Raw genomic sequence first — 20844 nt, forward strand, 5'->3', positions numbered from 1 at the left:
TCGCGCCCGCTGGTAGTGGCGCAGCGAGGTCGCGTTGTCCGCGTGCCGGCCGAACCGTTGGGTCTCCTTGGGTTCGGCGCCCTGGTGGACGGCCTCGCTGATCGCGGTGGCGCGCAGCGTGTTCGGCTGTATTTCGTCAAGTCGGTGTTTCGTGTTTAGTCATGTATTTTTTTCGGGTTTAGGCAGTTGCATGCATTTTCCTTATTTTTCCGGTTGCGCGGAGGTGTCCCTGCCGAACATGAGGGCCTCACTGACGCGGCGGCTCTGGCCGGTGAACTCGAGGAGCCGCCCGTGGTGCACGATGCGGTCGATGATCGCTGCGGCGAGTTTGTCGTCCGCGAAGACCGTGCCCCATTTACTGAACTCGATGTTCGTGGTGAATACGATGCTCCGTCTTTCGTAGCTGCCCGCGATGATCTGGTAGAGCAGGCGCGCCCCGTCGATGTCGAAGGGTACGTAGCCGAACTCGTCCAGTATGATCAGGTCGGCACGGCCGATGTCCCGGAGCGTCGTCTCGAGCGTGCCGTCGCGTTTGGCCTTGCCCAGCTGGAGGACGAGCTCGGCGGTCTGATGGAACCGCACGCCCAGCCCCATGTCGATCGCCTTCATGCCCAGCCCGATCGCGAGGTGTGTCTTTCCGCGCCCGGTCTTGCCGTAGAACACCAGGTCCTGCGCGCGCGGGATGAAACCGAGCCCTAGGAGCTCATCGAGCATGTAGCCGTCGGGGAGCCTGACGTTCGTGAAGTCGTGGCCGTCGAGACCCTTGACGACGGGGAACCGGGCGCGGCGCAGGAGCCTGTCGTGCTTCGCGCGTTCCCTGTTCGCCAGTTCCGTGTCGAGCAGGCGGTGGACGGCGTCGACCTGGCGGGGCGTGGCCCAGCCGGCGAATTCGTCGATGCTCGCCTTGGAGATGAACAGCTTGCGGGCCTTCTCGTAGAGCCCTTCGTCCGTCTTCGTGTTCATCGCCCGCCTCCCTGCACGCCGACGTCCGCGGTGAACGCGATGTCGTATTCACTCAGATCCGGCCTGTCATCGTCGTATTCGATACCCGCCACGCCCTCGGCGAGCCTGGCCGCGAGCAGTGTGACACCGGCGCGGTCCGCCCCGCCGGTCGATTCGAGGATGGAAAGCATCGCCTCGACCGCGTTCGCCCACCCGGATTCCCTGTCAACGCGTTTGAGGGTCTGCAGCGCCTCGTTGCGTGTCTGTCTGTCCTGCCGATCCAGCCATTCCCGCAACGGGTCCGGCAACGCGTCACGTACCCGGCTGTTGGGCCAGGACGCGGGCTTGTTGCGCAGCAGCGCCAACTGCATGGACGGGTCCTCGCTGTTCGTGCTGGCCTGGCCGTACGCCCGAGGATGGGTCGCCAGGTGCTTGCCCGACGAGTCGAGGACCTCGACCTCGAGCGCGCGGAGGCCCACGATCACCTCTCTGCCCGCGTTCGCCCGGTCCGCGGAATAACGATGCCGTCCCTCGAGCGTGGCCACGCCGTACCGGTCGGCCTTCATATGCCGCCACGTGACCACGTCGAAACGCTTCCCGGGCAACGGCAGCAGCGCCGCACGGTCCTCGGAGAACAGGCCACGTTCCTCCGTGTCCTTGCGGTAATGCGGTTTCGTGGCCAGCTCCAGGCACCGGTCCGGCAGCCCGGCGTTAAAGTTCTCCAGGCTCCATACGCTCGGCCGGGGCACGAACAGCTTGCGCCGCACCATGCCGACCTTGGACTCCACCGCGCCCTTCCCATGACCGGGATACGGGTTGCGGAACGAACAATCGAACCCGTAATGCGCCTGGAAGGCCTGGAACAGGTGCGTCAGGCGCGGCTCGCGCTCCCCGTGCCCCTTATGGCCCGCGCCGGCGGCGTTATCGGACACGATCCGCTCCGGCACACCGCCCAGCCACTCGAACAGGTTGCGCGACGCCAGGCACGTGCACTCAGCGTTCTCGCCCGGCATCGACTGCACCAGACCGACGTTCGAATACGGGAAATCAAGCACGAAATGATGCATCCGCTGCACCACGCCGCGCAACAGCACGTCGACCTCGCCGAAATTCGGCCTGCGCCTCGCCCGGATGCCATACCAGGTCCATGAACGCCTCATCACGCTCCGCCGCGAACTCACGCCTGGGCCGCGCCACCGCCCGCGTCACCGTGGACAGGGAGACCTCCGCGCCATGCTCGTCCCTCAACCGCTCCCAGATCCTAGTCGCGGTATGCCGCTGCTTGCGCCAGTTCGCGCGATCTTCCGCGAGCCACTGCTCGATCACGGGCAGATACGGGTCGATCACCGACGCGCGCGGCTTTCTCACCGACGGCACGGCCGACAGATCCTCCTTCGCGAGGTACTTACGCACCGTCGGCTCGCTGACATGTGTTTTCCGCGCGATCGACGCGACGGATTCCCCGTTCCGCCGCAAACGACGGATAGACTGTACTTGGGGCATGCTGATCATAATCCTTTCCGGTCCTTTCTGGCGGAGATACAAGCACCATCCAGTCAAGACCATTCCGTGGTCGGCATGCTCTGCCTAAACCCGAAAAATCATCGTGACTAAACCCGCAACAACTAATTGAACACAAACATTCGGCCTTCAGGAGCATCGCGTCGGGCGTGGGGTCGCACCAGGTGCGGATGTGGCGTTCCAATCGGGGCTTGAGCGCGTGCGGGATGGGCATGTCGTCCATGCTGCTGCGGGTCTTCATGCCGCCGAGCAGGTAGGGGCCGACGTCGCCCTCGCCGCGGCGCGCGGAGTGGCGCAGGTGGAGGATCATGTTGTCCAGGTCGAAGTCGGCGACCTGGAGCGCGCAGATCTCGCCGGCCCTGGGGGCGAACGCGATGGCCACGTCGATGGCGATGCGGGTCTTGTCGGGCATGGCGTTGCGGATGGCCTCGAGCTGTTCGGGCTTGTCGGGCGTGGCCCGGACGCACGGGTCGCGTTGGATGACGGGGTCGCTGCCGTCGGACGGGTTGGCGGCCTCGCGCATGATCCGGTGGAGGAGGATGTACGCGTTGCGGTCGGCGGTGGCGCTGCCCAATCCCCGGTCGAGGAACCGGTTGACGTCGCGGACGGTGATGTCTTTCATGCGCATGCGCCCGAAGTGCCGGTCGAGGCGTTGGAAGGCGAGGTCCTTTACGCGGAGGGTGACGGGTGCGAGCGGGTTGCCGTGCCTGTCGTAGCGTCCGCGGCTTCGGTACCAGTCGCCGGCCCACTGGTGGAAGGTGACGTCGGCGTTGCGGTCGGCCCGTTCGCGTTGGCTGGGGTGGGTCCATCGGGTGATGCCGGCCCGGTGGGCGGCGTCGAGGGCGGCCTCGCGTTCGAGCCATTCGTCGGCCTTGGCCCGCGTGGGGAAGTCGCGGACGACGCGCCGCCCGTCGGTGGGCGCGTTGTATCCGGCGCGGTAGAATCTGATGGTGCCGTCGGGGCGGCGGCGGATGGTGATGTTTCCGAATGCGCGTCGTGCGACACGCCGATGGTTGCCGTTCATGGTGCTCTCCATGCGTCCATGGGGCGTGGGTTCATGATTGGGTACATGAAAACGCCCCGGTTTTGCACGAACTGTCCAAAACGGGTGCTTGGGGAGCCTTGGGCGACACGCCGACGGATACGGCGGAAACAAGCCATTCCAACGCAAAAAGGCCCCATGTCGGGCCTTGGAGGGTGGGCGATACAAGATTCGAACTTGTGACCCCTTCCGTGTCAGGGAAGTGCGCTACCTCTGCGCCAACCGCCCAAGTTATTCACCATGCCAACTTACGTCAAGCACAATGAGAGGTGGGTACGAGAGTCGAACTCGTCTATACGGCTTTGCAGGCCGCTGCCTAACCGCTTGGCTAACCCACCCTAAAGGTCGATAATCAATCGGAACCTTAGAGCGGACAACGGGACTCGAACCCGCGGTCTCAACCTTGGCAAGGTTGCGCTTTACCAACTAAGCTATGTCCGCATGTGCCCCGCAGTATCACTGCCTGAGCACGAGTATCTACTATAATCACATTTCCGTAATTTGCAAATCAGCGTGTCGCGCTTTTTCGAGACGCGCTGTCAACCGAAATACTCTTCGACGGACTGCGCTAGTTCGCTTACGGTATCGATGACTTGGTATGCACCATGCTCCTTGAGCTCGCCTGGCTCAGCATAGCCCCATCCACATCCCAAGCAATCCAGACCGCACGCCTTGGCCCCATCGGCATCGGTCCAGCGATCGCCAACCATCAACGCACGATCACCGGCAGCCTCATCAAAACCGATATGCTCAAACGCCCAACGGATCACCTGATCCTTGTCAAGACGGGAATTATCGGCGCTTGCACCATAGATGCCGTCGACCATCGTATCCAAGTGGAAATGCTCACAAATCGGAATGCACTGATACTGCGGTTTGCAACTGGCAATCGCCAGATAATATCCATCAGCACGCAACTTGGTCAGCTGCTCCGGAATACCCTCGTAGATGGTATTGTTCAAACGCCCCGGCACTTTCTGCCCAGGATTGTTAGGATCGTCGAACACAGCCTCATCCGCATAATACCTGCGATAAATAGCAATGCCCTCATCAAGACGATCCTCAGGAATATCGTTGCGCTGCAGGGATTCAATAATTGCAGGACCGATGAATCGCTGCAACTCCTCATTATCCGGGACCGGATACCCCAATTCCTCGAACACCTTGACCACACAGCCGATGATTCCCGGATCGGATTTGGTCAGCGTACCGTCGAGGTCAAGCAGAACGACTTTCTTGGATTGCCTGGTCTGTTCGGACATGAATTGGTTCTCCCTTTATTCCTATCGATTCGTTTTCATCGATGTGATACCTGTTGACGCTAACAATTATGCCCAGCCATACTGACTGGGCATAATGTTCAAGTGTCGTTCAACTGCAGGTCACTCGTAGTCTGGGAACCAACCGTCACGATGCATCTGCAGTCGCTTCTCAAGCAGCGTCTTCAACTCGTCTTCGGTACGACGTTCCAGCAGCATGTCCCAGTGTGTACGAGTCGGCTTGGAGATTTCGTCGTCCTCACGATCCTCATCGCCCTCACGACGCGCAGTCATGCCGCAACGGCATTCCCATTCCTCAGGAATCTCCGCGCCCTCAGCGAACGGCAGAATCGTACGGTGCCCTTTCGGGCACACATATGCGACGTCGTTTCGTGCCGCGAAATCCACATTGTCATCGGATTCCAACGACTTTGCGCCGATGCTCATGCCTCGCAGGCTGCGTTCTGCCATATTGCCTTTGCCTCCTTGGGATTGTCTGTTCTTTCTAAGCTACAGAACAGTTCGGACGTGCCTTTTATTCCTTATTCGTCTGCTGATTGCCAATTTTAGTCGACGCCAGAGTATGAGACGATGCCACGATTAATACGATCGTATGCTTGTCTTGCGATTGCTGGCAATGTTTCGGCACGTTCAGCAAGATAAGGTCCGCTCACGGCTATCTGTTGAAGCACGTCGGCAAGTCGCTTACAGTTGCGCACGAAGTCTCCGCCAGTCAGCTCAGTGCCATATAACACCTGTGAAAGGCTTTCACCCTGCGCCCACTCGTAGACGATGTCAGTGATGCCGAAATCGAGCTGGCGTGGCTCTTCAAGCACATGATCCTCACATAACATGGCGATCGACGCATGTATGCCTTTAAGCTGTGCGGCGCACACTGCCACATTCCCTTGGGTGCCTCCGGGATAACGACGCGGCTCTCCCCCGCTTCCCCTGCGGGCTTCGAATACCAGCGATGCGACAACGCTGGCCAATTCACAGGCATTCAATCCGTCAAATGCACCAGCCTCGATCGCTTGGGCCAATACCAAATCAAGTTCGCTGTACAGATGCCGCAGCAGCTGGCCCCGCTCCGTGAGCTGATAATCGTCATGGCCTGCGGATTCCCGCACCTGCTGAAGATAGCCAAGATCGGCAAGTACCGTGCAGATATGGTCGAACTGACGAGCCACTGAGCCTGTACGTGAATCATAGCGATGCTGCACACGTTCTAATTCACGCGTCTCACGAGCCCAACGATGCCCCCATTTCAAGTGCTTCTGCACGTCTGGACACTTGCGGCACGGGTGGTCACGGTCTTCTTCACGAAGTTTTTTAATGCGTTGGTCAAGCTCCATGAACGCCTGGCTACGGTCTTTCTGAGTGCGGAACACCTCATGCTTAAGCTTGCGGCGTTCGTTCTTCTCCAAATCGCTCAGACGCATCCTCAGACGCATGAATTCTTTGAAATCACCAAACTCACATTGGAAGGCCCGTTCGTACCCTTCCAAAGCCTTGCGCAGGGCTTCCATCTGCGCTTCAAGCTGCCAAGCTGACTCGTTGGCCTCCCACTGCGCAAAGGAATGGTCGAGCGTAACGCGGGCGGTCTCGTAATCGCTGGTATTCAACAGGTTCACAGCCATGTTGAAAGTCGGTTTGAAGCTTGAATGCAACGGATACACGCGCTTACTGGACAATGCGGCCGCGGTAGCGGGCACAAAACCATGGTGATCCACTACAACGGCATGTCCAATGGTGTCGATGCCCCGACGTCCTGCGCGACCGGTCAGCTGGGTGAACTCGCCAGGGGTCAAACCAACATGTCCAGTGCCATCGAATTTCTCGAGTTTTTCGACCACCACGCAACGCGCCGGCATATTGATGCCCAGTGCCAGCGTTTCTGTTGCGAAAACCATCTTGACCAAGCCCTCTTCAAACAAACGTTCGACGATTTGGCGGAACAGTGCGACCATTCCCGCATGGTGTGGGGCAAATCCCTCCTCCAAAGCAAAACGAAATTGCGAGAAATGCAGCGCTTTCAAATCCTCTTGGCTTAGCTGTCCTTCGACCATTTCATCGACGATCCGTCTGATCCTACGTACTTCATCACTGGTAGTGAGTTCCAAACCGGCATTGATGCATTGGTCGACCGCCTGATCGCAACCATTCCTTGAGAAAATGAAATAGATTCCCGGCAACATGTCAAGAAAATTCAGTTCATCCACAACGGCCCAACGTCGAGGTGTGTGACGTTCGGCTTTGTAAGGACGCTCATTCCACCGTCCGCCTTTGCCCTTGGACCTACGCCTGTCGGGACGCTCCTCTCCTCTGCGACGTGCCGCCTGACGGTCTAGCTGATCAAGCCTGTTTACCAGTTGCGCATTGAGTTTAACCGTCTGTTCGCCGTTGACGCCACGGCGGTACAGGTCGATAAGCTCCGGTTCGGTATGGTCATCCGCCTGCACGAGCACATGCTGTTCCAATGGTACCGGACGCTTCTCCGATACCACCAGTGTGGTTTCGTCACGAACGGATTCAATCCACTCGGAAAAATCCTCGACATTGGAGACTGTTGCGGAAAGACCGATTATTTTCACGTTCTCCGGCAAGTGGATGATAACTTCTTCCCATACCGGACCTCGGAAACGGTCGGCAAGATAATGCACCTCATCGAGAATCACATAACGAAGCGCTTCAAGCGTTACGGAATGCTCATACAGCATATTGCGCAACACTTCGGTGGTCATGACCACAATGTTCGCTTCGGAATTGATGGATGTGTCTCCGGTCAGCAATCCAACCTTATCTGCACCGTACTGGGCAACCAGATCATGATACTTCTGATTGCTCAACGCCTTGATCGGCGTGGTATAGAAAGCTTTGACGTTTCGTGTCTGTGCCAAATAGATAGCAAAATCCGCCACGACCGTTTTGCCAGCTCCGGTTGGTGCCGCCACAAGAACATTGTTTCCCGTTTCCAACGCCTCGTTGGCCTGCAACTGAAATTCATCGAGCTCAAATGACATGGATCTGGCGAATTCGGCGGCAACAGTGCGCTGTTTGGCCTGAGTCTGTTTGAATGCGGCGTATCGTTGTGCGGGAGACAATTCGGCCCCATTGGTATCCGACGTGCCAGTACCGTTATTACGGCGACGATGATGGGTCATAATTCCTTACAATTTAGTTAGGTCAATCATTAAAATGACGCCATTGCGCCCACTGTTGGGCATGGCGATTGCGATTCGCCTCACGCCTTTCGATGACTTCAGCATGGGCATTCGTGTAGCGCTCGGCAGCATCCTGTAAAGGCCTAGTGAAAAAAGGCGTGTCGTTCTCGTTTTGGCAAGGCAATGGCTTACCCATAGCGTCGATCCGCTTCGCCGCGCATTCGCCCAGTTTCGCCATATCCTTGAACGCATGGTAGCCATGCAGACACGCATAGACGATCCCGGAAACGATCATCACCAACATGAATAGAACGAGTACTAGCCAAACCCACCAAGGCATAGAACCACTCCCGTCAGTTCTCGTTCTCACGATCGCCAATACTCAACTCATGCTGGGCACGGGCAACAATCATGGTACGTAACGTCTCAGGAGCCACGGCGGTGATATGTCGCGCATGTGCAATGCAGAATGCGACATACCAGGAATCGGACGAGACAATCAGGTGCACTTTCTCGCCTTCTCCGCACTTTTCGACCGTCGCTCCCGACAATCCGTCAATAAACGACAGATCGTCCTGATTGGTAACGAACACAGCCGGAGTCCCATTATCAAAGCTCCACTTACGCAATTCGGATGCGGGTACATCAGGAATGTCGATCCTTGCGATCGGCTCGACTAATTCAGCCTTCTCAATGCGGGAGATACGTAGCACCTGCCAGATGCGAGGCTTGCCCGTAGCCTTGTTGATCGTGGTGTCCTTCTTCACATACTTGGCTTTATCCGCCGGTGCCGCGGCAGCGACATCAGTCCATACGGCAACGTAGAAAACACCCTCGTCAACGAAGATCTTGTCTGGAGCGACAAGCTTGCGCTGGGTTCGTCCTGCGCCATCCGTGTATTCCATGTCAAGCAGTGAACTCTTGGAAATCGCGCTTTTCACGATGGAGAAGTTGCGCGGCTCCATTTCATAGCCAGTCAGACTCAACCACGGCATATCCCCCGGCTCAACATGCTGGCGAAGGCGGCTGTACAGCGATTCGGCCTGCTCGCGAAGCCTATCCGGCAGCAACGACGAATGCGCGAGATAGCTTACGGATGCGGTAAGCATACTCAGATACTGCTGTGAAATACCCGCCAAGCGTTCCAAACCAAGCGAATTCGTGGCTGAAACGATGCCTTCCGCGTCAAGCAGCGACCAATCGATATCGAAGAATTGACTTCCCGCCATCTCCCCATCATCGGAAACCGTGGTCAGCGTGTTGATGTCTTTATGAATGACGTTGACGAACTTCTTCAGCTCATCGTCGGACTTCGGTTTGCCGATGAAACGTTCCGCAAGCTCCTCAAGCGAATACTCCTCGCCAAGGTGCGCCGAGAGGAACAGCATCAACCGCAGGCGACGGTCGACTTCGCTACCGGTCTGGAATGCGGAATTCTTCTTCGGGCGTCCTTTGCCTTCCTCGACATCGGCATCGTCTGCGCTATTACGATTGATCTCCATGGCAGCGACGGTGGAACTGTCATCTCCCGTGGATTCGTCGGCAGGCACGAACTGCGTGGCTGCATTCAGGCGACGATTGAACGCGTCAACGGCTTCCTGCGGACTGACGATGGACGCGCCTGGATGGGATAACACGAACATGGCCAGGTCATCGGAATCAGTATAGGCGACATTTAAATGCTCGCCATCAACATCCACCGTGGCCGCAAAACGACGCTGGTCGACAACTTTGACCAATTCGTCGGGAATGGACTGGGTTCCCAGTCCAGGAGCGATGGAGTCAAGACCAAGTCCCGGAATAGGCGTCTGAGGAACACGCGGCGCAGTACGAGACGTATGTTGCGTCTCATGCGCAGGAGCCGAGGAAATCGACATGGAACGAGCCAAGTAGTTGGCGGCAGCCAAAATCGGCAGATCCTCATCCCCGAACAGCAGACGAACACGAGGCTCGTCACCAAGCTGCAGACGGTAGGACGCGAAGTCCTGCCCCTCCGACTTGGATGAATATTCCGGCTGCCTTGATTCGATGGCAATGCCCATGGCCGCAAGCTTGGCGCGGTCACGCTGGAATTGCTTGGCAAAAGCTGCCTTCGCCGCCTGATCTGCCAGTTCCCCATAGGAATCGGCATACGCCTTCACGCGCTGAGCAATCTGACGGGAAGTGAGCCATTGCGGAAAAGCTGAGGAAAGCACAGCCAACACATCAAGTTCGTGCTTGCCCCATTTGTCGGAGAAACGACGCCTTCCGTTACTGCCCTCTGCCATTAGTCCTCACGTCTCGTTAACGTTTCACTTTAAGTGCGTAACCAGTGTAGGCTTCCGCACACACCTCTCTATGATAGAGGGTTTTCGCTCAGATTGTGCCTATTTTACGAAAAAATACAGTTTTTCGTGTTGAGAACACCCCTCGAATCAGACCCAATCGTCAGGTTCCACGCCTTGCGGGCCTACATATTCGCCGTTCGGAACATAACTCGGCTCGCCGGTGTCAGGCAACCGCGCGTCACCAAACAGCATTACATCCCTGCCAAAGGTCCAGTCGCCCTCGATATCGACGGAATTTGCCGCGGCAAGCGATGGAACTCCATACGGGAATCTCGTATCGAAATCATGAATATTCTTGTAGTACCGCGCATCCAAATGGACATCCGGGAAAATGTAGTTACCGTCCTCCATCTCATACTGGTCCGTCAGATGGAATCGATCAGACCGCATAATGAACAAATCGTCGGTAGTTTTCACTGGCAGGAAACGCATGCGGTCCACGCACACGCAAGTGGCACCATCAAACAACGTCACCGCGGCTCCCATGGCCGTTTCCAGCTGAATAACCGGCTCGCTCGTCGGATCGGTGGGATCAACGGTCTTTTTATTACGAATCACTGGCAACGGCAGTACGCCGTCATATGCGGACAGCTTGGCCTTCAAAGCGTCAATCCGCACCCAGATGCTGTTCGTGTTGAAATACGGGTGTTTTTCAATGTTCTGAGCATCGTCTTTGTCTTTTGGATGCACCTGACTCATTTCACGCAACATCAAACGGCCCGTCGCCTTGTCACGCACGATATGGCCGCCCTTGCGGTCGGCGGGAGTGCGCTTGGCGACTTCGATCATGACCGGAGCGCCGGTATTTTCGAAATGCTGGGCTAGCGTACGCGAAGGTCGTGCACCGAGATTGTCGGAATTCGAGATGAACAAATACTTGAAACCATGTTCCTCGAGCACGTCGAGTAATCCGGATTCCCAGATGGTCGAGAACAGGTCACCGTGGCCTGGCGGACACCATTCAAGTTCGGGATTTGCCGAGAAGCTGACAGGAAGGCCCGTTTCCGCGCTGATCTTTGGTTCCTGATGCTGCACAATCTCCAGAGGAATATCCTTCTGATGGAATTTCTTGTTGGCTCTCAGCACCTTCATGGTGTCGTTCGAAGTGCGGAATGAATTCATCAGCGTCAACGGCAGCTCCACACCCAGACGAGTGCGTGCGGTCAGCACCTGTCCGATGATGATGTCGATGAAACGCATCTGACGGGCCTTGTGGCGGCGCACAGGCAGGAGAGACTTGGCGCAATCCAGTCCCATGGAGGTGCCGAGCCCACCATTGAGCTTAAGGAATGCGGTTTTTGCGAACGCATCAACGGCCTTGTCGTGGTTGATGGTCTCGTAAACGTCATGGAAGCTTGGCACCCCCACCAACGGTTCCACCTCATCCTCACGAATCCAGCTGCTTGCCTCCTCGTTACGCCAAACCTCATATAGACGCTTGAACTGTGCGATGGCCATATCGGTCATCCCATTTTCCCGCATCTTCGCGGCGGAGTATTCGAATACGTCCTCAGTCAATGTCTTTCCCTTTCGTGCGGGCGTCATGTTCTCATTGTACCTAGGTAATACTACGACATATTTCCCATAACGGGGGCTTTTGGATGTTCAAAAAGATATTTTTTGACACAAACGACATCTTTACGCATCCTTCATCACGTTTCATTGACTGCGCGACACGATGTATTTGAAAAAAACCACAGACTATGCTATGTTTCATTTTCGGTGCTTTTGCATCGTTCGGACCATAGCGCAGTTTGGTAGCGCACTTGACTGGGGGTCAAGGGGTCGCGGGTTCAAATCCCGCTGGTCCGACCCGAAAAACCCGGATTCGTATGATTTCGGGTTTTCTTTTTAAGGTTGTCAGTCTTACACATGCAGGTAAGGGGTGATTGTCTTGAAGTCGAGGGACGCCCAGCCACAGTTTGACGACGTTGATGACCTTGCCCATGTGTTCGATTCTTCCGTACCTGAAGATGAATGGAAGATCCGCCTGCCCCGAGAACTTGGCGTGGAAGCCCGAGAACGCGCGAAACATGACGGTATCACTCTCACCGAGTTGACCCGAAGAGCGCTTAAAAGCGATAACCTGAGTGACACAACCGACACCGTTCGTCCAGGACGAAGGCCAAAGAACACCGACGGGCGCGAACAGCTTGGCGACGAATGGAAAATCAAACTCCCCTATGCCATCGGCAAGACGGCACGGGAACGTGCAACAGAAGAGGGCATATCTTTGAGTTCTCTTGCCCGACGTGCGATCAGCGGATATCTACGCCAAAGAGACGCCGAAGAACAGCCGCTTTTCTAAGACGCCCGGTCGATAGCGTCGCACATTAGCTACACAGATTGGCAGATATAGTAGCATTCCTTACAACCCGTTTTTTCTTGGGGTGCATGCCACGAATGATGGTGTGCACCCCAAGAAAAAACGGACTACTTGCGCTTTTTCTTTTCTCGGATATTCACCGAAATCTGAATCGGAGAACCCTCGAAACCAAACTCCTCACGCAGGCAACGTTCGATGTAACGACGATAACCGTGCTCAAGGAAGCCAGTAGCGAAAATCACGAAGCGCGGTGGGCGCGTCGAAGCTTGGGTCGCGAAAAGAATACGTGGCTGCTTGCCACCACGAAGCGGATGCGGATGTGCAGCTTGGATCTTACCCAGGAAAGCGTTGAGCTTGCCGGTCGGGATGCGCTTGTCCCACGACTCCAAGGCGCCACGCATAGCTCTGGCCAGGCGATTCGTATGCCATCCGGTCTTAGCCGACAGATTCACACGCTGGGCCCACGTCACGCGGTCAAACTCGGTCTTCCACAAGCGTTCCATGCGCTGGCGATCGAAATCATCCATCAAATCCCACTTGTTGAATACCAGAACAATGCAACGACCGGCATCCACGGCTTGACTCATCACCTTCAGATCCTGATCGGAGATCGGCTGGGAAGCGTCGAACAGCACCAACGCAAGCTCCGAACGCTCAATCGCGGCCTGCGTACGCAACGACGAGAAATACTCGGCGCCGGACAACTTGTGCAGGCGACGCTTGATGCCGGCGGTATCGATGAACAGCCAGTCCTCACCATCAACCGTCACCACCTCATCGACAGGGTCGCGGGTGGTTCCAGCCAGATCGTTGACCACGGTGCGCTCTTCATGCGCCAGCTGGTTCAGCAAGGACGACTTGCCGACGTTCGGACGTCCGACCAGTGCCACACGACGAAGATGCGATGGGGTGAGGAACCCGGAAGTCTTCTCAGCCTTCTTCAACGAATCCAAAGCCGCGTCAAGCAGTTCGCCTATGCCACGGCCGTGCATGGCGGAAATACCGTATGGCTCCCCCAAACCCATCTTCCAGAATTCGGCGGTCAGATACTCACTCTCACGATCGTCGACCTTATTCACTGCAAGCGTGACCGGCTTTCCAGAGGCTCGCAGCATCTTTACGATACGCTCGTCAGTATTGGTAAGTCCAACCTGACCATCCACCACCAGCACCACGGCGTCAGCAAGCTGGACGGCGATCTGTGCCTGCGACGCGATAGCGGATTCGATGCCTTCGACATCGGCTTCCCAACCACCGGTATCGACCAGCTTGAAATCAGTGCCGGCCCATTCAGCATCGTAGCTCACACGGTCTCGGGTCACGCCTGGAGTATCTTCCACAACGGCCGCACGACGTCCGAGAATACGATTCACCAGCGTGGACTTGCCAACATTCGGACGTCCAACAACGGCAAGCACGCCGACCGGCTTCGGGCCGGACTGGCGTTCGCCACCAACGAAAGACGATCCATCAATCAGCCCTTCATCGCCCTCATCCAACTCATAATCATCAAGATTGGACGCATATTGGCGATATTGCTGCTCTTCAATGGCGTCATCGACGATGCGCACAAGCACGTCGAGGGTTTCGCCGAAATCCAAATCGGAATTGTCAACGGTCAACACACCTTCCGCTGCGGACGTGAAATTCGTGACCTTGGAATCAGCCTTGTCTCGTGCCGCAACGTTTTCCGCGCCAACTCCAGAAGCCGACTGCCCTGCTCGACGGGCTTGGCGGACTTCCTCACGAGCGGTAAGCAATACACGCACTTCAGCATCCGGCGCAACGACCGTGGTGATGTCACGGCCTTCGGCAACCACGCCAGCACCTTCGGAGAAGGAATCGGAAGCCGCTTCACGAGCAATATACGCGCGTTGTGCGGCAATAAGCACATGACGAACCGGAATGATGTTCGACACCTTGGACACATGGGATGACACTTCAGAGGAACGGATCGCCTCACTGATGTCTTCGCCATCGGCATACACTTTCGGATCGTCCGGATCGACACTGATGTCAAAATGACCCTCGGTGAAGAACTCGCCCACGGTTTCAGTGACCAGCTGTTCGTCGACAGTCTCCGTATCGAGGTCGATACCCTTGTTCATGCACCACCATGCGCAGGCACGATACATGGCGCCGGTATCAAGATAGGCAAAACCGTAATACTTGGCCAACGCTTTGGACGTGGAAGACTTGCCGACGCCCGCAGGCCCATCAATAGCTACGCGAATCACAGGCCCACCGCCTTGGACAGGGAACGCACCTCAGTCTGCGAAAGCACACGGTACGATCCGGACTTCAGATCGCCAAGTTTAATCGGGCCGATCTGAGTGCGCACCAAACGTCTGACCGGGAAACCGATCGATCCGAAGATACGACGAACAATACGGTTCTTGCCGGAGTGCAGCACCACCTTGACCAGAGTGCTATCGCGGCTGGCATCAAGAATCGCGCAACGGTCAAGCTTGATCCAACCGTCGTCGAGCTGCACGCCGGTGGTGACCAGTCGGCGGCACACCTGACCGCTGATGCGACCTTCCAACGTGGCAATATAGGTTTTCTCGACCTCATATTTGGGGTGCATGACATGTTGGCTCAACTCGCCGTCGTTCGTCATGAGAATCAGGCCTTCGGAATCGTAATCCAGACGACCCATGTGGAAAATACGGTCATACTTGTCGCCGACGATATCGCTCAGGGTGTAACGTCCCTTCGGATCCTCCATGGCGCTGAGTACGCGCTTCGGCTTGTTCAAGGCAAGCGTGACATGATTGGGGTTCACACGAACACGGGAGCCGTCCACACGAACCTCCTGATGTTTCGGGTCGACGCGAGTCCCCAACTCGGTGACAAGCTCACCGTCGATTTCGACGCGTCCTTCAGTAATGATCTCTTCACATTTGCGACGGGACCCAAAACCTGCCTGAGCAAGAAGCTTCTGCAGGCGGATACCTTCATTGTCATGTGTATGCGCCTTCGCGGCGCGGGAATATGCGTTTGGCATCGTTCTCCCAACGTGGCCGGATAATACTTATAGGGACTGCTGGTACTATGGCAGTCGTTTGGCGATTTCCAAAAAATCGCAACTTGTCCACTATATGACAGAGGAAAGACTATGACTGCTGTTGAAGCAACGTCCATAACTAAGGAAGAGCAAAGCAAGCCGCTGGCACTTCGTGTCGGAGCGGAACTTGTGGGAAGCTTCATCATCTGCTTCGCGATTTACGCGATCTGCTCGCTTGGCTCCGCAGTATACGGCATCAATATGGCGTTCATCGCCCTGCTGACGGGCATCGTATATGCCGCGGCCACCGTGATCTTTGGATCCATCTCCGGAGCGCAATTCAATCCGGCCGTATCTGTCGCCGCCATGCTCACCGGCAAGACCCATGTGCTTGATGGCATTCTGTACATCATTGCTCAAGTGCTCGGCGGCATTGGCGCCGGCGCTGCCATCCGATTCCTTCTGCCGGCTTCCGAGCAGGTGACGTTCAAGATCTGGATGACGCCGACGATCAACGGCTTCGATAAGAACTCCGTCTCCTACTCCACACTTGGCAACTATGGCGTAACGTTCAGCATCACCTTGGCCATCGCTGTCGAAGTCATCGCAGGCATCGTCATTGTTGCCGCCGCGCTTCGCACCACGGGCAAACATGGCGAGTCCGATACGAACCATGCCTTCGCCATGGGGCTTGCCTACGGCATCGGCACCGCCATCGCCTACCCGGTGACCGGAGCTGCATTGAACCCGGCACGCGCTACTGGCATCGCTATTTTCGCGCAAAACCAGGGTCTGAACGAGGAACCATTGCAGCAGCTGTGGGTCTTCTGGATCTGCCCCGTTCTCGCCGCTGCCGTCGTTGCCCTTATCGTCATTATCTCCGGTATGGTCGGCACAAAGAAGAATACGTCGGATGCCGAAGTCGCCGATGAAATCGAAAACGACACTGTTCTTGACGAAGCGTCAGTTTCCGACAGGAACGATGGTGAGGAGAATGAGCAGTCCAGCGCCCAAACCTACACCCATGAAAGCGTCGAAAACAACTGACCGGACCTTCCATGGGCTGCGTTCACGCAACACCAGCCTGACCAGCCCAGTCACTATGGCCGTCACCGCGATCGCAGCGGTGGCGGCCTTTGTATATCCTGCGACCGCAAGCGCCGTCGCAATAATCACTACAACTGCGACAATCCATTCAAACCACGGTTTGCCCTCATGATCTTCGGAAACGTAAGGATGGCTCATTCCGAGGCCTTTCATATCTCGCTTGCCTGCAACAATCGTAATCATAATAAACGTGGCGTCCGAAACCAATACGGAATCGGACGCCACGCTAATCACAATACCCTCGTATGAGAGGTGGAACTATCAGTGGAAGAAGTGGCGGGTGCCAGTCACATACATGGTGACGCCGGCCTTGCGGGCCGCTTCGAACACTTCCTCGTCGCGGATGGAACCACCCGGCTGGACGATGGCCTTGACACCTGCGTTGATAAGAATCTCAGCACCATCGGCGAACGGGAAGAACGCGTCGGATGCCGCAACAGCGCCCTGAGTGCGATTTGCACCATCAGCCAGCGTATTCGCGCGCTCAACGGACAGGTTGGCGGAATCGACACGATTCACCTGACCCATGCCGATGCCGACCGTGGCCTGATCATGGGCGATCAGGATAGCGTTGGACTTGACGCAACGGATGGCTCGCCAAGCGAAAACCAGATCCCTGATGGTCTGCTCGTCCGCAGGCTTGCCGGAAACCAGCTTCCACGCATCCGGATCGTCGCCCGGAGCGTCGATGAGATCAGTGGATTGCACCAACAGACCACCGTCGATCTGACGGAACTGTGTTTTGGACTTCGGCGGTTCGGTAACCTTCAAAATGCGAAGATTCTTCTTCTTGGTCTGCAACAGCTCAAGGGCATCGGCATCATAATCGGGAGCGACAATCACTTCGGTGAAGATCGGACGGACGCTTTCTGCCATTTCCACGGTGACCTTGCTGTTCGCAGCGATCACGCCACCATAGGCGCTCATCGGGTCGCAGGCATGCGCCTTCTTGTGCGCCTCAGCGACGGTGGCTCCAACGGCAAGGCCGCACGGATTGTTGTGCTTGACCACGGCAACCGCAATCTGCGGAGCGAAATCCCACACGGCACGCCAGGCTGCATCGGCATCGACATAGTTGTTGTAGCTCATCGGCTTGCCACCGAGCTGTTCAGCATGTGCGAAGCCGTTCTGGTTCAGCGGATCGAGATACAACGCGGCCTGCTGGTGGGGATTCTCGCCATAACGCAGAACATGGGCGCGATCCCAGGTACGGGTGAATGCGGCCGGGAACTTGGCCTCATTCAATTCCGTCTCGCCTTCGGCAGTCGGATGATCAACGGTAGCCGGCTTCGGCCAATGCTTCGCGGTCCACTCGTTGATGGTGGCATCATAAGACGCCGTGTGCGCGAACGCTTTGCCGGCCAGCCAGCGACGTTCCTCAAGGGAGAAACCTTCACCGTTCTCGATACGGGCCGCAACCAACGCATAATCGTTCGGATCCGTGATGATGGCCACGGTGGCGTTGTTCTTCGCCGCTCCGCGAACCATGGACGGGCCTCCGATATCGATCTTTTCAATAGTGGCAGCTTCGTCCGCACCGGAACGAACCGTATCAGCGAACGGATACAAGTTGACGACCACCAAATCGAACGGCTTGATGCCAAACTTTTCCAGTTGAGCCGCGTGCTTCTCATTGGTCATATCAGCGAGGATACCTGCGTGGATATGTGGGTCAAGGGTTTTGACACGGCCATCGAGACACTCGGGAAAACCAGTGACCTCCGAGACTTCCGTCACCTTGACGCCGAGTTCCGCAAGACGCTTTGCAGTGGAACCAGTGGAAACCACTTCAGTGCCGGCCTTGATGAACGCCTCGGCAAGAACTTCTATGCCTTCCTTATGGAAGACCGATACCAGAGCTCGACGTATCGGTCGATTCGTTGTTGTCACCCTGCTCCTCCTTATTGTTAATGGTTGAGGTCACTGTGCGGGCCGCATCGGCGATCTCACGATTATTTGGTTCGAGGACCGCAGCGGATGTACCGCTCCTGCCCTCGCGGACACGCTTTATGCCCCAGCGTATTCCGAAAAACATAGATACAGCCACCAAAGTCAGCAGCCACGATGAGAACAGTCCGACTGCAGTGGGCTGCCCAACCTTACGTGTCGACGCAATTACATCGACACCGACATGCGCAAGGTGTTTCGATCCCAGTGCCCCGTTGGAGATGGAGAACAGCAAACTCGAGCCTACCGATACGATCACGCAGGACATGCAGAATGTTCCCGCGGGATAGGCGAGTCCGAACACCACCCGCTTGACGTCAATCTGGTGATCAGCATCATCAGCTCTGATATGGAATCCCTTGTTGAACAACATGACGATTATGCCTGCGATACAGGGCAACGCCAAAGGAATGCACATTAATGCGATTCGAACCCAATCCGTTTCAATTGCCGAAGGAAGCAGACCGAATATCGGCAGCGACGGCAATGCCGTTCCCTGACCGCTCCACATAGTGAATTCAGCAAGGTCGCCAATCGAAAAACCTGCTCCGAACACCCAGGAAACCGCCCAAATCGCAATGTTCGGAATCCACGCGAGCATAGCGATCGTCGTAAGTATACGAGAGCCGTTCTGCATTCCCGACAACTCATACAGCTTCACCATGGCCGACTGATTGCTAAACACCCAATACACGACCACAATCAGGCCAATGACCAGATAGACTGCAATCAACAACAGACCAAGAGCTAAGCCTATGGTGATAGTCTTACGAACCGGCAACGAAACATGCTTGCCAATCCATTCCAAACCTCGCTCAGTCAACGGCGCCTCAGGAATCAAGGCAATGGCATAGCCCAGTATGAAGATGACCGCCGTTTTCACGATAATCATGCCGGTCGTGTCAACAAGCTCGGTATCGACGCTGTTGGCGAAGAATATGTTAATCAGCACCCAGCCAGCAGTCCCCGTCACGCATCCGGAGAAACTGGTTCCAATACGCTTGGCAAGCGATGAAATAAGTGCAATCAGCATAACCGTCAGCAACAACGGCATAATCGTCAGTGTGATAGATTCGGTTTTGAACCCGGATCCTTGGCTGAGAAGCACAACCGCTTCAGTCAAGGGAACGGAGAAGGCGGACAGATTGTCGCCGCCTTCCTCCATGGAGATGATCAGAAGCATCAGAGCTATATAGCAGCCGAGGGCGACAGCATAGATAATCATGGACGCTGCCGCTACGGCAAGCCCTTTCAACCAATACTTCAGGTTCTTTGCCATCATATCGACTTGGAAGCGAGCACCTCGCGCATGATTTCAGCAGTCTGCCCCGGAGTTCGTCCAACACGGATGCCCACGGCTTCGAGTGCTTCCTTCTTGTCTTGCGCGGTTCCCTTGCCGCCTGAAACGATGGCTCCAGCATGGCCCATCTGCTTGCCTTCCGGCGCCGTGAAGCCAGCGATATAGGCGACGACAGGCTTGGTCATATGCTCGGATGCCCACTTGGCAGCATCCTGTTCGGCGCTACCGCCAATTTCACCAATCATCACGACGGCCTTGGTGGCATCATCGTTTTCGAATACTTCAAGGGCCTCCTGCAACGTGGTGCCAACGATGGGATCGCCGCCAGCGCCTAAGCATGCAGTGAAGCCGATGTCGGACAGCTCCCCCATCAGCTGATAGGTAAGGGTGCCGGACTTGGACACCAAGCCCAAAGGTCCACGGGAGACGATGCCGTCCGGAATGATGCCGAGATTGCAGCCCTGCGCATTTTCCGTCGAAGGAAGCGTAAGCAGACCAGGGCAGTTCGGCCCGACGATGCGTACGCCCTTGCGCAATGCGAGCTCAACGAAATACGCACTGTCGGCAACCGGAATACCTTCGGTGATAACCACAATCAACTTGATACCGGCTTCAATGGCCTCAACCACGGCGTCTTTAGCAAAACGTGGCGGTACGAACACAACACTCGCCTGTGCACCGGTAATTTCAACGGCTTCGGAACAGCTGCCAAAAACATGCAGGGTAACATCTTCGCCGTTTTTTGCTTCAGGGAAATTGACTTCCTGACCGGCCTTGCGAGCATTGACGCCGCCGACGATATTGGTGCCGGCCTTCAGCATGCGCGCGGTATGGGTCATACCCTGGTGCCCAGTCATGCCCTGCACAATGACAGGTGTGCCATCCTCAACGAAAAGCGTCAT

17 protein-coding genes, 4 tRNA genes and 2 pseudogenes are annotated in these 20844 nt (G+C 56.4%); 3 read left to right on the top strand and 20 right to left on the bottom strand.

What is annotated here, in order from left to right; translation table 11 throughout:
- Positions 1-201 precede the first annotated feature (201 nt).
- From istB to BBKW_RS05550, 14 genes and pseudogenes are all read right to left on the bottom strand, one after another.
- Positions 202-963, bottom strand: a complete 762-nt coding sequence (istB, locus tag BBKW_RS05495; RefSeq protein ID WP_033502006.1) for an IS21-like element ISBlo2 family helper ATPase IstB — start codon at positions 961-963, stop codon at positions 202-204.
- Positions 960-2036 carry a Mu transposase domain-containing protein gene (locus BBKW_RS05500; protein WP_372236892.1) on the bottom strand — a complete coding sequence of 359 codons (1077 nt, stop codon included), beginning with the start codon at positions 2034-2036 and terminating at the stop codon, positions 960-962. The genes istB and BBKW_RS05500 overlap by 4 nt, the downstream gene beginning before the upstream one ends.
- Positions 1990-2355, bottom strand: a complete 366-nt coding sequence (locus BBKW_RS11265; RefSeq protein WP_372236893.1) for a hypothetical protein — start codon at positions 2353-2355, stop codon at positions 1990-1992. The genes BBKW_RS05500 and BBKW_RS11265 overlap by 47 nt, the downstream gene beginning before the upstream one ends.
- Complete coding sequence (locus BBKW_RS10520) at positions 2348-3487, bottom strand: site-specific integrase (protein WP_033502007.1); 1140 nt, start codon at positions 3485-3487, stop codon at positions 2348-2350. Before BBKW_RS10520 ends, BBKW_RS11265 begins: the two co-directional genes overlap by 8 nt.
- Before the next feature lie 174 nt (positions 3488-3661).
- A tRNA-Val gene (locus tag BBKW_RS05510) sits at positions 3662-3733 on the bottom strand.
- A gap of 39 nt (positions 3734-3772) precedes the next feature.
- A tRNA-Cys gene (locus tag BBKW_RS05515) sits at positions 3773-3843 on the bottom strand.
- A gap of 30 nt (positions 3844-3873) precedes the next feature.
- Positions 3874-3946, bottom strand: a tRNA-Gly gene (locus BBKW_RS05520).
- A gap of 98 nt (positions 3947-4044) precedes the next feature.
- Entirely contained in the window at positions 4045-4767 is a 723-nt protein-coding gene (locus BBKW_RS05525) for an HAD hydrolase-like protein (protein WP_033501090.1), read from the bottom strand.
- Positions 4768-4887: 120 nt separating this feature from the next.
- Complete coding sequence (locus BBKW_RS05530) at positions 4888-5235, bottom strand: RNA polymerase-binding protein RbpA (RefSeq protein ID WP_003834769.1); 348 nt, start codon at positions 5233-5235, stop codon at positions 4888-4890.
- Positions 5236-5330: 95 nt separating this feature from the next.
- Positions 5331-7928: a DEAD/DEAH box helicase gene (locus tag BBKW_RS05535; protein ID WP_033501089.1), complete on the bottom strand. Its 2598-nt coding sequence runs from the start codon at positions 7926-7928 to the stop codon at positions 5331-5333.
- 22 nt (positions 7929-7950) lie between these two features.
- Positions 7951-8268, bottom strand: coding sequence for a hypothetical protein (locus tag BBKW_RS05540; RefSeq protein WP_033501088.1), 318 nt, complete (start codon positions 8266-8268; stop codon positions 7951-7953).
- Positions 8269-8281: 13 nt separating this feature from the next.
- Positions 8282-9376, bottom strand: a pseudogene (locus BBKW_RS11270) (helix-turn-helix transcriptional regulator); the annotation flags it as partial.
- 77 nt (positions 9377-9453) lie between these two features.
- A pseudogene (locus BBKW_RS11275) lies at positions 9454-10195 on the bottom strand (helix-turn-helix transcriptional regulator); the annotation flags it as partial.
- A 147-nt stretch (positions 10196-10342) separates the two neighbouring features.
- Positions 10343-11800 carry a UTP--glucose-1-phosphate uridylyltransferase gene (locus BBKW_RS05550; protein ID WP_048349518.1) on the bottom strand — a complete coding sequence of 486 codons (1458 nt, stop codon included), beginning with the start codon at positions 11798-11800 and terminating at the stop codon, positions 10343-10345.
- Between the two features lie 193 nt (positions 11801-11993).
- Here BBKW_RS05550 and BBKW_RS05555 point away from each other — a divergent pair.
- A tRNA-Pro gene (locus BBKW_RS05555) sits at positions 11994-12067 on the top strand.
- A gap of 73 nt (positions 12068-12140) precedes the next feature.
- On the top strand, positions 12141-12563 hold the full coding sequence (locus BBKW_RS05560; RefSeq protein ID WP_033501085.1) for a hypothetical protein: 423 nt from the start codon (positions 12141-12143) through the stop codon (positions 12561-12563).
- A 125-nt stretch (positions 12564-12688) separates the two neighbouring features.
- On the opposite strand, the gene der is transcribed toward BBKW_RS05560, so the two are convergent.
- Positions 12689-14818 carry a bifunctional cytidylate kinase/GTPase Der gene (gene der / locus BBKW_RS05565; protein WP_033501084.1) on the bottom strand — a complete coding sequence of 710 codons (2130 nt, stop codon included), beginning with the start codon at positions 14816-14818 and terminating at the stop codon, positions 12689-12691.
- Entirely contained in the window at positions 14815-15588 is a 774-nt protein-coding gene (locus tag BBKW_RS05570; RefSeq protein ID WP_033501083.1) for a pseudouridine synthase, read from the bottom strand. The genes der and BBKW_RS05570 overlap by 4 nt, the downstream gene beginning before the upstream one ends.
- 111 nt (positions 15589-15699) lie before the next feature.
- Between BBKW_RS05570 and BBKW_RS05575 the strand changes: the two genes are divergently transcribed.
- The gene (locus BBKW_RS05575) at positions 15700-16635 is read left to right on the top strand and encodes an MIP/aquaporin family protein (protein WP_033501082.1); all 936 of its coding nucleotides are present in this window, start codon (positions 15700-15702) and stop codon (positions 16633-16635) included.
- Here BBKW_RS05575 and BBKW_RS10945 read toward each other — a convergent pair.
- From BBKW_RS10945 to sucD, 4 genes are all read right to left on the bottom strand, one after another.
- The gene (locus BBKW_RS10945; RefSeq protein ID WP_081962268.1) at positions 16552-16833 is read right to left on the bottom strand and encodes a DUF3017 domain-containing protein; all 282 of its coding nucleotides are present in this window, start codon (positions 16831-16833) and stop codon (positions 16552-16554) included. The two genes, BBKW_RS05575 and BBKW_RS10945, sit on opposite strands and share 84 nt — an antisense overlap.
- 123 nt (positions 16834-16956) lie before the next feature.
- A complete protein-coding gene (gene purH / locus BBKW_RS05580; RefSeq protein ID WP_033501081.1) occupies positions 16957-18585 on the bottom strand; it encodes a bifunctional phosphoribosylaminoimidazolecarboxamide formyltransferase/IMP cyclohydrolase in 1629 nt (542 codons plus the stop codon).
- Positions 18533-19924, bottom strand: a complete 1392-nt coding sequence (locus BBKW_RS05585) for a cell division protein PerM (protein WP_228428946.1) — start codon at positions 19922-19924, stop codon at positions 18533-18535. The genes purH and BBKW_RS05585 overlap by 53 nt, the downstream gene beginning before the upstream one ends.
- On the bottom strand, positions 19921-20844 hold the full coding sequence (gene sucD / locus BBKW_RS05590; RefSeq protein ID WP_033501080.1) for a succinate--CoA ligase subunit alpha: 924 nt from the start codon (positions 20842-20844) through the stop codon (positions 19921-19923). The genes BBKW_RS05585 and sucD overlap by 4 nt, the downstream gene beginning before the upstream one ends.

Origin of the sequence: Bifidobacterium catenulatum subsp. kashiwanohense JCM 15439 = DSM 21854 (assembly GCF_001042615.1) — a bacterium.
Classification (GTDB): Bacteria; Actinomycetota; Actinomycetes; order Actinomycetales; family Bifidobacteriaceae; genus Bifidobacterium; species Bifidobacterium catenulatum.